The 12,488-nt window shown below is 60.0% G+C and carries 15 protein-coding genes; 14 read left to right on the top strand and 1 reads right to left on the bottom strand.

What is annotated here, in order from left to right; genetic code table 11:
- Positions 1–85: 85 nt before the first annotated feature.
- Positions 86–721: a DUF1007 family protein gene (locus HWW83_RS11600; RefSeq protein WP_028127507.1), complete on the top strand. Its 636-nt coding sequence runs from the start codon at positions 86–88 to the stop codon at positions 719–721.
- Positions 712–1,734 (top strand): nickel/cobalt transporter, encoded by a 1,023-nt coding sequence (locus tag HWW83_RS11595; protein ID WP_176589309.1) that lies wholly within the window; start codon positions 712–714, stop codon positions 1,732–1,734. Before HWW83_RS11600 ends, HWW83_RS11595 begins: the two co-directional genes overlap by 10 nt.
- A 55-nt stretch (positions 1,735–1,789) precedes the next feature.
- Here HWW83_RS11595 and suhB read toward each other — a convergent pair whose 3' ends face one another.
- A complete protein-coding gene (gene suhB / locus HWW83_RS11590) occupies positions 1,790–2,593 on the bottom strand; it encodes an inositol-1-monophosphatase (RefSeq protein WP_033644096.1) in 804 nt (267 codons plus the stop codon).
- Between the two features lie 119 nt (positions 2,594–2,712).
- Here suhB and trmJ point away from each other — a divergent pair, with 119 nt between their 5' ends.
- From trmJ to ndk, 12 genes are all read left to right on the top strand, one after another.
- A complete protein-coding gene (gene trmJ / locus HWW83_RS11585; protein WP_025303916.1) occupies positions 2,713–3,447 on the top strand; it encodes a tRNA (cytosine(32)/uridine(32)-2'-O)-methyltransferase TrmJ in 735 nt (244 codons plus the stop codon).
- 193 nt (positions 3,448–3,640) lie between these two features.
- A complete protein-coding gene (iscR, locus tag HWW83_RS11580) occupies positions 3,641–4,135 on the top strand; it encodes a Fe-S cluster assembly transcriptional regulator IscR (protein ID WP_004941404.1) in 495 nt (164 codons plus the stop codon).
- Positions 4,136–4,189: 54 nt separating this feature from the next.
- On the top strand, positions 4,190–5,404 hold the full coding sequence (iscS, locus tag HWW83_RS11575; RefSeq protein WP_015378780.1) for a cysteine desulfurase: 1,215 nt from the start codon (positions 4,190–4,192) through the stop codon (positions 5,402–5,404).
- 24 nt (positions 5,405–5,428) lie between these two features.
- On the top strand, positions 5,429–5,815 hold the full coding sequence (gene iscU, locus HWW83_RS11570; RefSeq protein ID WP_004941408.1) for a Fe-S cluster assembly scaffold IscU: 387 nt from the start codon (positions 5,429–5,431) through the stop codon (positions 5,813–5,815).
- Positions 5,816–5,869: 54 nt separating this feature from the next.
- A complete protein-coding gene (gene iscA, locus HWW83_RS11565; protein WP_004941410.1) occupies positions 5,870–6,193 on the top strand; it encodes an iron-sulfur cluster assembly protein IscA in 324 nt (107 codons plus the stop codon).
- A 62-nt stretch (positions 6,194–6,255) separates the two neighbouring features.
- On the top strand, positions 6,256–6,777 hold the full coding sequence (gene hscB, locus HWW83_RS11560) for a co-chaperone HscB (RefSeq protein WP_033644094.1): 522 nt from the start codon (positions 6,256–6,258) through the stop codon (positions 6,775–6,777).
- Between the two features lie 32 nt (positions 6,778–6,809).
- The gene (hscA, locus tag HWW83_RS11555) at positions 6,810–8,660 is read left to right on the top strand and encodes a Fe-S protein assembly chaperone HscA (RefSeq protein ID WP_164119878.1); all 1,851 of its coding nucleotides are present in this window, start codon (positions 6,810–6,812) and stop codon (positions 8,658–8,660) included.
- A gap of 2 nt (positions 8,661–8,662) precedes the next feature.
- Positions 8,663–8,998 (top strand): ISC system 2Fe-2S type ferredoxin, encoded by a 336-nt coding sequence (gene fdx / locus HWW83_RS11550; RefSeq protein WP_004941417.1) that lies wholly within the window; start codon positions 8,663–8,665, stop codon positions 8,996–8,998.
- A gap of 32 nt (positions 8,999–9,030) precedes the next feature.
- Positions 9,031–9,231 (top strand): Fe-S cluster assembly protein IscX, encoded by a 201-nt coding sequence (iscX, locus tag HWW83_RS11545; protein ID WP_006327336.1) that lies wholly within the window; start codon positions 9,031–9,033, stop codon positions 9,229–9,231.
- 223 nt (positions 9,232–9,454) lie between these two features.
- On the top strand, positions 9,455–10,750 hold the full coding sequence (gene pepB, locus HWW83_RS11540) for an aminopeptidase PepB (protein ID WP_176589308.1): 1,296 nt from the start codon (positions 9,455–9,457) through the stop codon (positions 10,748–10,750).
- Positions 10,751–10,839: 89 nt separating this feature from the next.
- On the top strand, positions 10,840–11,670 hold the full coding sequence (gene sseB / locus HWW83_RS11535) for an enhanced serine sensitivity protein SseB (protein ID WP_033644091.1): 831 nt from the start codon (positions 10,840–10,842) through the stop codon (positions 11,668–11,670).
- A 161-nt stretch (positions 11,671–11,831) separates the two neighbouring features.
- Positions 11,832–12,257 carry a nucleoside-diphosphate kinase gene (gene ndk, locus HWW83_RS11530; protein WP_004941424.1) on the top strand — a complete coding sequence of 142 codons (426 nt, stop codon included), beginning with the start codon at positions 11,832–11,834 and terminating at the stop codon, positions 12,255–12,257.
- Positions 12,258–12,488: the final 231 nt, after the last annotated feature.

The following is a 12,488-nucleotide window of genomic DNA, read 5'->3' as shown; positions in this document are numbered from 1 at the left end:
CTTTCGTCACAAATATCGCCGGCAGAGGCGGGCCGTTCGACATTTATTTGTGTTACGTTATAACAAATATAGGTAAAGCAGGATAATGATGAAGTTACGTCGACTTTTGGCTGCCTTTGGCGCCGTGTTCAGCGCCGGTGCGATCGCGCATCCGCACAGCTTTATTGATATGAACACCACCTTCGTCGCCAAGGATCAGCGGTTGGTCGGCCTGAAAATGGTGTGGGTGATGGATGAAATCACCTCGGCGGATCTGCTCTACGATGCGAAAAACGCCAAGAGCGATTCGGAAGTGTGGAAAAAGCTGGCGGCGGAAGTGATGGCCAACGTGCTGGGGCAGCACTATTTCACCGACCTTTACCGCGACGGCAAGCCGGTGAAATACCTGAACTTGCCCAGCGAATATCACCTGTCGCGCCAGGGCAATCAGGCGGTGCTGGAGTTCGTGCTGCCGCTGGCCGAACCGCAGCCGCTGGCGGGCAAGCCGTTCGAACTTTCTACTTACGATCCGACTTATTTCGTGGATATGACCTATAAAGACCAAAATGCACTGCATCTGCCGCCGGAGATGGCGCAGCAGTGCAGCTACAAGCTGATGACGCCGCAGCCGAATGCGTCGCTGCAGGCCTATGCGCTGTCGCTCGACAAGAACGACTCGCCCGGCGAAGACCTGGCGCTGGGGCAACAGTTCGCCCAGCGGGTGACGCTGCAATGTCGTTAAATCTCTCGCAACCGACGACGAGCCGGCGCCACTGGGCCTTCGGCCTGTGGCCGCTGCTGCCGTTCGCGCTGGCGCTGGCGGCCGCCGCGCTGCTGGCGTGGCACTATTGGCCGCAGCTGCTGATGCAGAGCGTGGTGTGGCAAAAAGCGCTGCACCAGCAGATGGCGGGGCTGTTGCAGCAGGTGAAGGCTGCGCCGCAGCAGGCCGGGCTGGCGCTGATGCTGTTCAGCCTCGGCTATGGCGTCTTGCATGCGCTCGGCCCCGGCCACGGCAAAGTGGTGATCGCCACTTACCTGGCCACCCATCCGGCGCGGCTGAAAAGCAGCCTGAAGCTGACCTTCGCCGCTTCGCTGGTGCAGGGCGGGGTGGCGATCGCGCTGGTTACGCTGATGCTGGTGGTATTGCAGCTCTCTTCGCGCCAGCTTCACCAAAGCAGCTTCTGGCTGGAGAAGGGCAGCTTTATTTTGGTGATGTTGCTTGGCGTGTTGCTGAGTTGGCGCGCGCTGAAACGTCTGTTTGCGGCGATCAAGGCGATGCGCCCGGCGCCGGCGCTGCGCATTAACAGCCTGACGCCGCTGGCGGCGGAGCATGTGCACAGCGCCGATTGCGGCTGCGGCCACCGGCATCTGCCGAGCGACAGCGAGCTGCAGGCGGGAAGCGATTGGCGCACCCAGACCGCCATCGTGCTGGCGATGGGCATGCGTCCCTGTTCGGGGGCGATTTTGGTGCTGCTGTTCTCTAAGGTGATCGGCGTGTTCGGCTGGGGAGTGATCTCCGCGCTGGCGATGGCGTTCGGCACGTCGTTGACCATCTCCATGCTGGCGCTGCTGGTGCATTACAGCCGACGGCTGGCGGTGCGCCTTAGCCGCTCGCGTGCGCCCGCCGCCTGGAGCGCGGTGGCCTGGGGATCGTTGGCGCTGGCCGGGGGCCTGATCCTGTTGGCCGCCGGGCTGTTGCTGTACGTCAGCGCGCAGCCGGAATTCGGCGGCGGCATCCGCCCCTTCTCCCGCTAACGGGCATAAAAAAAGCGCTGCATCGGCAGCGCTTTTTTCGATTCGCTTCTGGCGATTAACGCTTCAGCGCTTCGCTCAGTTCTTCGCGCATGGTGGCCAGCATGGCTTTCACGACGCGCGGGTTGCCTGCTACCACGTTGCCGGAGCTGAAGTGGTTGTGGCCGCCGACGAAGTCGGTGACCAGGCCGCCGGATTCACGCACCAGCAGTTCGCCCGCGGCGAAGTCCCACGGCTTCAGGCCGATTTCGAAGAAACCGTCTACGCGGCCGGCGGCCACATAGGCCAGATCCAGCGCAGCGGAACCGGTGCGGCGGAAGTCCGCGCACTGGGTGAACAGCTTGCCGACGATGTTGATGTAAGGCGTTGCGTGCTGTTTGACTTTGAACGGGAAGCCGGTCGCCAGGATGGTGCCATCCAGATCTTTGGCGTTGGTGCCGCGCAGACGATAACCGTTGAGCTGGGCGCCCTGACCGCGCGTGGCGGTGAACAGTTCGTTGCGCATCGGATCGTAAACCACGGCCACTTCAGTACGGCCTTTGATGCGTACAGCGATGGAAACGGAGAAATGAGGGAAACGTTTGATGAAGTTTGCAGTGCCATCCAGTGGATCGATCACCCATTGCACATCGCGATCTTCGCCGATCAGCTCACCGCGTTCTTCGCTCACGATACTGTGTTGCGGATAAGACTTGCGGATGACGTCGATGATCAGATGCTCTGCATCGCGATCGACGTTGGTGACGAAGTCATTGGTCCCTTTCTGGCTCGCTTCTACAGCGTCCGGGGTTTCGTAGTTTTTGGCAATCAGGTTACCGGCCTTGCGCGCAGCGCGCACGGCGATAGTCAGCATCGGATGCATGGGTATCTTCCAACTAGGATGTTAAAGAACAGGAAACGGCGCGAAGTATAGCAGCTGTTCGGCAAATTGCCTACGGCTGTGTTAAGATGCTGCGATTTTCCGCCACGCTCAGAGTTTGTATGCTGCACAATATCCGCATTGTTCTGGTAGAGACTTCACATACCGGCAACATGGGCTCGACCGCCAGAGCCATGAAAACCATGGGGTTAACCAACCTTTATCTGGTTAATCCGCTGATCAAACCCGATTCTCAGGCCATCGCCCTGGCCGCCGGCGCCAGCGACGTGATCGGCAACGCCACCATCGTCGATACCCTCGATGACGCCATCGCCGGCTGTAGCCTGGTGGTGGGCACCAGCGCACGTTCTCGCACCTTGCCGTGGCCGATGCTGGAGCCGCGTGAATGCGGCGTGCGCGCGGTACACGAAGGCGAACACGCGCCGGTGGCGCTGGTGTTCGGCCGCGAACGCGTCGGGCTGACCAACGATGAATTGCAGAAGTGCCACTACCACGTCGCCATTCCGGCCAACCCGGACTACAGCTCGCTGAACCTGGCGATGGCGGTGCAGATCCTGGCGTATGAAGTGCGCGTGGCTTACCTCGATCGCCAACAGGCGGGCGCGCCGCAGCTGGAAGAGACGCCGTATCCGCTGGTGGATGACCTCGAGCGTTTCTATCAGCACCTGGAGCAGACGCTGCAGCGCACCGGCTTTATTCGCCCGTCCCATCCGGGCCAGGTGATGAGCCGCCTGCGTCGGCTGTTCACCCGCGCACGCCCGGAAGGGCAGGAGCTGAATATCCTGCGCGGCATGCTGACCTCGATCGAGAAACAGGATAAACATCAAGGTAATTAATTGATGTGGCATAACGGTGGGCGACAATAGTATTAGTTATCCAAAGGTTATAACATGTATTTTATATACCTTTGTTCTTGCTAAGTTCAAAACGTGCTAATACTTGAGTCAATTACTAGGTTAAATAGTTGACTGTTTTACTCAGGAATGTCAGACTTTCGGCCATATTTGACCAACAGGTAACCATTGAGCTATGAGACTGACATCCAAAGGCCGTTATGCCGTAACCGCTATGCTCGACGTAGCGCTGCATTCCCAGGAAGGGCCGGTGCCACTGGCGGACATTTCCGAACGCCAGGGTATTTCGCTCTCTTATCTGGAACAATTATTCTCCCGTCTGCGCAAGAATGGCCTGGTGGCCAGCGTGCGCGGTCCGGGCGGTGGTTATCTGCTGGGTAAAGACGCGGGTGAGATCGCCGTTGGCGCTGTCATCACTGCCGTCGATGAATCGGTAGATGCAACCCGTTGCCAGGGCAAAGAAGGCTGTCAGGGCGGCGATCGCTGCTTGACCCACGCCCTGTGGCGCGATCTGAGCGAGCGCATCAGCGGGTTCCTGAACAACATTACGCTGGCTGAACTGGTCAACAACCAGGAAGTGCTGGTGGTGGCGGATCGTCAAAACAACGATACGCGCCGCACGGCCAACGGTCGTCCGCAAGAAACTATCAACGTTAATCTGCGCGCATAAGCAGCTGGCGAAATTATTTTAGTTTTTGGAAGTGATGTACGGAGCACAAGAGCAATGAAATTACCGATTTATCTGGATTACTCAGCAACGACGCCGGTTGACCCGCGCGTTGCTGAGAAGATGATGCAGTTTTTGACCCTGGACGGCACTTTCGGCAACCCGGCTTCCCGTTCCCACCGTTTCGGTTGGCAGGCGGAAGAGGCGGTAGACATCGCCCGTAACCAAATCGCCGAACTGGTGGGCGCCGATCCGCGCGAAATCGTCTTCACCTCCGGGGCGACCGAATCCGACAACCTGGCGATAAAAGGCGCTGCCAATTTCTACCAGAAAAAAGGCAAGCACATCATCACCAGCAAAACCGAACACAAAGCCGTGCTCGACACTTGCCGTCAGCTGGAGCGCGAAGGGTTTGAAGTCACCTACCTGGCGCCGCAGAGCAACGGCATCATCAGCCTGCAGGATCTCGAAGCGGCGATGCGCGATGACACCATCCTGGTCTCCATCATGCACGTCAACAACGAAATCGGCGTGGTGCAGGATATCGAAGCGATCGGCGAAATGTGCCGTGCGCGCGGTATCATCTACCACGTTGACGCCACCCAGAGCGTGGGCAAACTGCCTATCGATCTGAGCAAGCTGAAAGTCGACCTGATGTCGTTCTCCGGCCACAAAATCTATGGTCCGAAAGGCATCGGCGCGCTGTATGTGCGTCGCAAGCCGCGCATCCGCATCGAAGCGCAGGTGCACGGCGGCGGTCACGAGCGCGGCATGCGTTCCGGCACCCTGCCTGTCCACCAGATCGTCGGCATGGGCGAAGCTTATCGCATCGCCAAAGAAGAGATGACCGAAGAGATGGCGCGTCTGCGCACCCTGCGCGATCGTCTGTGGAACGGCGTGAAAGATATGGAAGAAGTGTATCTGAACGGCGATCTGGAGCACGGCGCACCGAACATCCTGAACGTCAGCTTCAACTATGTTGAAGGCGAGTCGCTGATCATGGCGCTGAAAGACCTGGCCGTTTCTTCCGGTTCAGCCTGTACCTCCGCCAGCCTCGAGCCGTCCTACGTGCTGCGCGCGCTGGGCATGAGCGATGAATTGGCGCACAGCTCGATCCGTTTCTCCCTGGGGCGTTTCACCACGGAAGAAGAGATCGACTACACCATTCAACTGGTGCGTAAATCCATCGGCCGTCTGCGCGATCTGTCCCCGCTGTGGGAGATGTTCAAGCAGGGCGTGGACATCAACAGCATCGAATGGGCGCATCATTAATTCTCAGGTTTCAGGAGCAAGGTCATGGCTTACAGCGAAAAAGTAATCGATCATTATGAAAACCCGCGCAACGTGGGTTCTTTCGACAACGAAGATCCTACCGTCGGCAGCGGCATGGTAGGGGCGCCGGCTTGCGGCGACGTGATGAAGCTGCAAATCAAGGTTAACGATGAAGGCATCATCGAAGACGCGCGCTTTAAAACTTACGGCTGCGGTTCCGCCATCGCCTCCAGCTCGCTGGTGACCGAATGGATGAAAGGCAAGTCGCTGGATCAGGCTGAAGCGATCAAAAACACCCAGATCGCCGAAGAGCTGGAATTGCCGCCGGTCAAAATTCACTGCTCGATCCTGGCTGAAGACGCCATCAAAGCAGCGATTGCCGACTATAAGAGCAAGCATAGCGCCAAGTAATTTGTCTGAGTCGGCCCGGCCGCGCCGGGCTTTGATGTGAAGTGTGAGGTTGTGATGTCTATTACCATGAGCGACAGCGCTGCGCAGCGTGTTCAGGCGTTTTTGACGAACCGCGGCAAGGGTCTCGGCCTGCGTCTGGGAGTGCGAACTTCCGGCTGCTCCGGGATGGCGTACGTGCTGGAATTTGTTGACGAAGCCAACGATGACGACATCGTATTTGAAGACAAAGGCATCAAGGTGATCATCGACGGCAAGAGCCTGGTCTACCTTGACGGCACCGAGCTTGATTTCGTTAAGGAAGGCCTGAACGAAGGCTTCAAGTTCAACAACCCGAACGTCTCAAGCGAGTGCGGCTGCGGCGAGAGTTTCAACGTCTGACAGTCCATCGTGCTCCCCCGTTTCGGCGGGGGAACTTCATCCGCTAACGCCCAGAGCACGCTATGGATTACTTTACTTTATTCGGGCTGCCAGTTCGCTACACCGTGGACGGCAGCCTGCTTGCGTCCCGCTTCCAGGATCTGCAGCGCCAATTCCACCCCGATCGTTTCGCCAACCAGCCGGAGCGCGAACGCCTGATGGCGTTGCAGCAGGCGGCGACCATCAACGAAGCCTACCAGGCGCTGAAGCACCCGTTAAAACGCGCGGAGTATATGCTATCGTTGCACGGCTTCGATCTGGGCAACGAACAGCATACGATGCGCGACACCGCGTTCCTGATGGAACAGCTGGAACTGCGCGAAGAGCTCGACGCCATTGAGCGCAAGCCGGAGGCGGAAAGCCTGCTGGCCGATTTCGGCGCGCGGCTGGCCGCCTCGGTCAAACAGCGCAGCGCGCTGATGCTGCAGCAGTTGGACAGTGAACAGTGGGCGGACGCCGCCGACACCGTGCGCAAGCTGCGCTTCTTGGACAAACTCCAGCAACAGGTTGAACAACTCGAAGAAAAACTGCTGGGTTTTGAGTAACACCTTCTGATTCTGATTGTGGAAGCTTCAACATGGCCTTATTACAAATTAGTGAGCCTGGCCTCAGCGCCGCGCCGCACCAGCGACGTCTGGCCGCCGGCATCGACTTGGGCACCACCAACTCGCTGGTCGCCACGGTGCGCAGCGGGCAAGCGGAAACGCTGGCCGACGAACAGGGTCGCCATTTGCTGCCTTCGGTAGTGCATTATCAGGCGGACGCGCAGCGCGTCGGCTGGGAGGCGCGCCAACAGGCGGCGCAGGATCCGGCCAATACCGTCAGCTCCATCAAACGCATGATGGGCCGTTCGTTGGCGGACGTCCAGCAACGTTACCCGAACCTGCCGTATCAATTTCAGGCCAGCGACAACGGCCTGCCGCTGATCGTCACCGCCGCCGGCCCGGTTAACCCGGTTGGCGTCTCCGCCGATATCCTGCGGGCTCTGTCCGCGCGCGCGCAAGCGGCGCTGGAAGGCGAGCTGGATGGCGTCGTGATTACCGTTCCCGCTTACTTCGACGACGCGCAGCGCCAGGGCACCAAAGACGCGGCGCGTCTGGCCGGCCTGCACGTTCTGCGTCTGTTGAACGAACCCACTGCGGCCGCGATCGCCTATGGGCTGGATTCCGGCCAGGAAGGGGTGATCGCGGTTTACGATCTGGGCGGCGGCACCTTTGATATCTCCATTCTGCGCCTCAGCCGCGGCGTGTTCGAAGTGCTGGCCACCGGCGGCGATTCCGCGCTGGGCGGCGACGACTTCGATCACCTGCTGGCCGACTGGTTGCGCGACCAGGCCGGCGTGGCCGATCGCAGCGATCACGGTGTGCAGCGCCAACTGCTGGACGCCGCCATCGCCGCCAAAATCGCGTTGAGCGATGCCGACAGCGTGTGCGTTGAGGTAGCCGGCTGGCAGGGCGAGGTGACCCGCGCCCAGTTCGAAGCGCTGATCGCTCCGCTGGTGAAACGTACGCTGATGGCCTGCCGCCGCGCGCTGAAAGATGCCGGCGTCGCCGCCGACGAGGTGCTGGAAGCGGTGATGGTCGGCGGTTCCACCCGCGTGCCGCTGGTGCGTGAGCAGGTGGGCGCCTTCTTCGGCCGCACGCCGCTGACGTCTATCGATCCGGATAAAGTGGTCGCCATCGGCGCCGCGATCCAGGCCGACATTCTGGTGGGCAACAAGCCGGACAGCGACATGCTGCTGCTGGACGTGATCCCGCTGTCGCTGGGCCTCGAAACCATGGGCGGTCTGGTGGAGAAAGTGATCCCGCGCAACACCACCATTCCGGTGGCGCGCGCGCAGGAGTTCACCACCTTTAAAGATGGCCAGAGCGCGATGATGATCCACGTGCTGCAGGGCGAGCGCGAGCTGGTGCAGGATTGCCGTTCGCTGGCGCGCTTCACGCTGCGCGGCCTGCCGCCATTGCCTGCCGGGGGCGCGCACATTCGCGTCACCTTCCAGGTGGATGCCGATGGTCTGCTGAGCGTCACCGCGATGGAGAAATCCACCGGCGTGGAAGCCTCGATCCAGGTCAAGCCGTCGTACGGCCTGTCGGACGGCGAAATCGCCGGCATGATCAAAGATTCGATGGCCAACGCGCAAAGCGACGTGGGCGCGCGCAAGCTGGCGGAGCAACGCGTGGAAGCCGCGCGGGTGCTGGAAAGCCTGCAGGGCGCGCTGGCCACCGACGCGGCGCTGCTGAGCGAGGCGGAAAGCCAGGCGATCGCCGCCGCGACCCAGGCGTTGCAGCAGGCGGCGCAGGGTGAAGATCCCGCCGCTATCGAAGACGCCATCAAAACATTAGATGCACAAACGCAAGATTTTGCCGCGCGCCGCATGGACGCTTCCATTCGCCGCGCGCTGGCTGGCCATTCTGTGGATGAGGTTTAACCATGCCTAAAATTGTTTTCCTGCCCCATCAAGATCTGTGCCCGGAAGGGGCGGTTCTGGAAGCCGAAAAAGGGGAGTCGATCCTCAACGTTGCGCTGCGCAACGGCATTGAAATCGAGCATGCCTGCGAGAAATCCTGCGCCTGCACCACCTGCCACTGCATCGTGCGTGAAGGCTTCGATTCGCTGGAAGAGAGCAGCGAGCTGGAAGACGACATGCTGGACAAAGCGTGGGGGCTGGAGCCGGAAAGCCGTCTGAGCTGCCAGGCGCTGGTCGCCGACGAAGATCTGGTGGTCGAAATGCCGCGCTACACCGTCAACCACGCGCGTGAGCATTAATTGTTAGCCGCAGCCTCAACCCGGAGATCATAATGGGACTGAAGTGGACCGACAGCCGTGAAATCGGCGAAGCCCTGTACGACCAATACCCGGACACCGATCCGAAAACCGTGCGTTTTACCGACATGCATCAGTGGATCTGCGATCTGGAAGAGTTCGACGACGATCCGCAGGCTTCCAACGAAAAAATACTGGAAGCGATCCTGCTGGTCTGGTTAGATGAAGCGGAGTAAATAGCGTAACGGGCTGCCATGGGCGGCCCGTTTATTTTGTATCCGACATACCCGTCGTCTTTCAAACCGCAGCGTTGTTACCTGCACGATCACACCCCAGTCACTTACCTGAGTAAGCTCCTGGGGATGAGATCGCTGGGCGCCTAGCTGCAATTTGAAATCCATAGGGTATGCAATAAAGCCCTAATGAAATAATAAAGGGAACATCCGGAGTAAGAAGGCTATGACAACAGAATTCATGCAGGTTACGCTGTCGCAACAACCTGCCGACGCCCGCTGGGGCGAAAAAGCGCTGCTCAGCACCAACGGCGAAGGGATGACCATCCACCTGACCGGCGCCGACAAGCTGGGCGCGATCCAGCGTGCGGGCCGCAAAATTGACGGTCAGGGCATCAAAAACGTCAAGCTGGCCGGCGACGGTTGGGATTTGGAAAACAGCTGGGCGTTTTGGCAGGGTTACCGCGGGCTGAAAGGGCAACGCAACGTCGAATGGGCCGAACTGCCGGAAGCCGCGCGTCAGGAGCTGGATCAGCGCCTGAAGATCGTCGACTGGGTGCGCGACACCATCAACATGCCGGCGGAAGAGCTGGGGCCGGAGCAACTGGCGACCCGCGCCGTCGATCTGATGTGCGACGTCGGCTGCGATGCCGTCAGCTACCGCATCACCAAGGGCGAAGATCTGCGTGAGCAGAACTATGCCGGCATCCACACCGTCGGCCGCGGCTCCGAGCGCCCGCCGGTGCTGCTGGCGCTGGACTTCAACCCGACCGGTAACCCGGACGCGCCGGTGTTCGCTTGCCTGGTCGGCAAGGGCATCACCTTCGATACCGGCGGTTATAGCCTGAAACAGAGCGCCTTTATGGATTCGATGAAGGCTGACATGGGCGGTGCGGCCACCATCACCGGCGCCCTGGCGCTGGCGGCGGCGCGTGGTCTGAAGCAGCGCGTGAAGCTGTACCTGTGCTGCGCCGACAACATGGTCAGCGGCAACGCCTTCAAACTGGGTGACATCATTCGCTACCGCAACGGCAAAACCGTCGAGGTGATGAACACCGATGCTGAAGGGCGCCTGGTACTGGCCGACGGCCTGATCGACGCTTCTGAGCAGAATCCGCAGCTGATTATCGACTGCGCGACCCTGACCGGCGCGGCCAAAACCGCGGTAGGCAACGACTACCACGCCCTGTTCAGCTTCGACGATGCGCTGGCACAGGAACTGCTGAGCAGCGCCGCCGCCGAGCACGAGCCGTTCTGGCGTCTGCCGCTGGCCGAGTTCCACCGCAGCCAGCTGCCGTCCAACTTCGCCGAGCTGAACAACGTGGCCGGCCCGGCCTACACCGCCGGCGCCAGCACCGCGGCGGCCTTCCTGTCGCATTTCGTTAAGAACTACCAGCAAGGCTGGTTGCACATCGACTGTTCCGCCACCTACCGCAAAGGCGCGGTGGATCAGTGGTCGGCCGGCGCGACCGGGCTGGGCGTGCGCACCCTGGCCAATCTGTTGCTGAGCAAAGCCAAATAATTGAACGCCCGCCGCGTCGGGCGCTAGAATGCGCATTATCTTCGGGGCCCAGCATGCTGGGCCTCGCTATTTGATCCCTGGAGTTTGCCATGAGTTCCCATCATCACGATGCCGCCCCGAGCGAGAACGAGCTTGAACGCCTGCTGAAGCTGGCGGTGACGGAGCCGGCCCACCGTCCGGCGTTCTTCCGTGAACTGCTCGACGCCACGGTGCTGATCCTCGGCGACAGCGAGCAGGTGCAGCAGGACGGCGACATCACGCTGAACGCGGATACGCCGGTCAATATCCAGCATTGGGAAAAGCAGGACGGCGGCAGCATCATTCCGTTCTTCACCTCGCTGGAAGCGTTGCAGAAGGCCGTTGAGGACGAACAGCCGTTCATCGCCATGCCGGCGCGGGTGCTGTTTGAAATCACCCAGGGCGCGGATTTGTTCCTCAACCCGAAGGCGGAATACGGCAAAGAGTTCTACCCGGAAGAGGTGGCGATGCTGCTGGCGACCGGTGGCGTCGTCAAACCGGTTGAGCATTACGTCGACAAAGAGACCCAAATCCTGTTGGGGCAGCCCGAAGAGTACCCGTCGGCGATGGTGGATGCGCTGACCACGCTGTTCAGCCAGCGCAAACCGGTGCGCCGCGCGTTTCTGGCGCTGATGCACGACCAGGCGGCGGACGAGAAGCCGAATCTGCTGATCGGGCTGGAAGTGGATGCAGAACCGGCGGAGATCGAGGCGTTGATCAACGAGGCCGGCAGCGTCGCCAGCGAAACGGCGCCGAATGACGAACCGGTCGATTTCTGCCTGGTGTCGGAGAAAGAGCGCGGCATCAGCCACTACCTGATCGCCCATACGCAGCCGTTTTATCAGCGCCGCTGGGGCAGCTGGCTGCGCAATTTGATCCCGTCCACCGACAAGACCCAGTAACGCGGCGCGTGGTCGGAAATGCCGCAGGAAGATCATATTTTTTTAATGAAATGTTGATTTTCCCGTAGGCAAGCGTTAACGGCGCACATATAATCTGCGCCACTTGAGAAGGCCGGCAACATTGCAGACCGGCCTGTTTTGGAAGTCATACAGAGGCCATCATGACCGTAGAACGTACCTTTTCCATCGTTAAACCAAACGCTGTAGCCAACAACGACATCGGCGCTATCTACGCGCGTTTCGAGCGCGCCGGTTTCAAAATCATCGCCGCTAAAATGCTGCGTCTGACTCGCGAGCAAGCTGAAGGCTTCTACGCTGAGCACAAAGGCCGCCCATTCTTCGACGGTCTGGTAGAGTTCATGACCTCCGGCCCAATCATGGTGCAGGTTCTGGAATCTGAAAACGCCGTGCAGCGCAACCGCGACATCATGGGCGCAACCAACCCGGACAACGCACTGGCCGGCACCCTGCGCGCCGACTACGCGGACAGCTTCACCGCTAACGCCGTTCACGGTTCCGACTCCGTTGAATCCGCACAGCGTGAAATCGCTTACTTCTTCAACGAAAGCGAAATCTGCGCACGTTAATCGTGCCGTTTCTGAGCTGATAGCCAGGCATTCACCGGCTGAAACAATAAAAATGCCCTGAATGCCTTTCAGCCATAGAAACCCGCTACTAAAATTTGTACAATGCCGCGCCCCTGATAAGACGACTTGTCAGGGGCGTGTTTTTAGTGCCGCCACCCGAATCTCGCGGGCTGAAATGCACAACTTACTTTCCATTCTTTAGCGCCATAACGTGTAATAACGAGGCCAGAG

The sequence above is a fragment of the Serratia ureilytica genome (assembly GCF_013375155.1).
Classification (GTDB): domain Bacteria; phylum Pseudomonadota; class Gammaproteobacteria; order Enterobacterales; family Enterobacteriaceae; genus Serratia; species Serratia ureilytica.
Note: the sequence above shows the minus strand (reverse complement) of the source record. Positions and strands in the feature narration are given on the sequence as shown.

What these genes read in the sequence shown, in the direction of transcription:
- HWW83_RS11600 (WP_028127507.1), top strand. Translation starts at nt 86, where the DNA reads ATGATGAAGTTACGTCGACTTTTGGCTGCCTTTGGCGCCGTGTTCAGC.
- HWW83_RS11595 (WP_176589309.1), top strand. Translation starts at nt 712, where the DNA reads ATGTCGTTAAATCTCTCGCAACCGACGACGAGCCGGCGCCACTGGGCC.
- suhB (WP_033644096.1), bottom strand. Translation starts at nt 2,593, where the DNA reads ATGCATCCGATGCTGACTATCGCCGTGCGCGCTGCGCGCAAGGCCGGT.
- trmJ (WP_025303916.1), top strand. Translation starts at nt 2,713, where the DNA reads ATGCTGCACAATATCCGCATTGTTCTGGTAGAGACTTCACATACCGGC.
- iscR (WP_004941404.1), top strand. Translation starts at nt 3,641, where the DNA reads ATGAGACTGACATCCAAAGGCCGTTATGCCGTAACCGCTATGCTCGAC.
- iscS (WP_015378780.1), top strand. Translation starts at nt 4,190, where the DNA reads ATGAAATTACCGATTTATCTGGATTACTCAGCAACGACGCCGGTTGAC.
- iscU (WP_004941408.1), top strand. Translation starts at nt 5,429, where the DNA reads ATGGCTTACAGCGAAAAAGTAATCGATCATTATGAAAACCCGCGCAAC.
- iscA (WP_004941410.1), top strand. Translation starts at nt 5,870, where the DNA reads ATGTCTATTACCATGAGCGACAGCGCTGCGCAGCGTGTTCAGGCGTTT.
- hscB (WP_033644094.1), top strand. Translation starts at nt 6,256, where the DNA reads ATGGATTACTTTACTTTATTCGGGCTGCCAGTTCGCTACACCGTGGAC.
- hscA (WP_164119878.1), top strand. Translation starts at nt 6,810, where the DNA reads ATGGCCTTATTACAAATTAGTGAGCCTGGCCTCAGCGCCGCGCCGCAC.
- fdx (WP_004941417.1), top strand. Translation starts at nt 8,663, where the DNA reads ATGCCTAAAATTGTTTTCCTGCCCCATCAAGATCTGTGCCCGGAAGGG.
- iscX (WP_006327336.1), top strand. Translation starts at nt 9,031, where the DNA reads ATGGGACTGAAGTGGACCGACAGCCGTGAAATCGGCGAAGCCCTGTAC.
- pepB (WP_176589308.1), top strand. Translation starts at nt 9,455, where the DNA reads ATGACAACAGAATTCATGCAGGTTACGCTGTCGCAACAACCTGCCGAC.
- sseB (WP_033644091.1), top strand. Translation starts at nt 10,840, where the DNA reads ATGAGTTCCCATCATCACGATGCCGCCCCGAGCGAGAACGAGCTTGAA.
- ndk (WP_004941424.1), top strand. Translation starts at nt 11,832, where the DNA reads ATGACCGTAGAACGTACCTTTTCCATCGTTAAACCAAACGCTGTAGCC.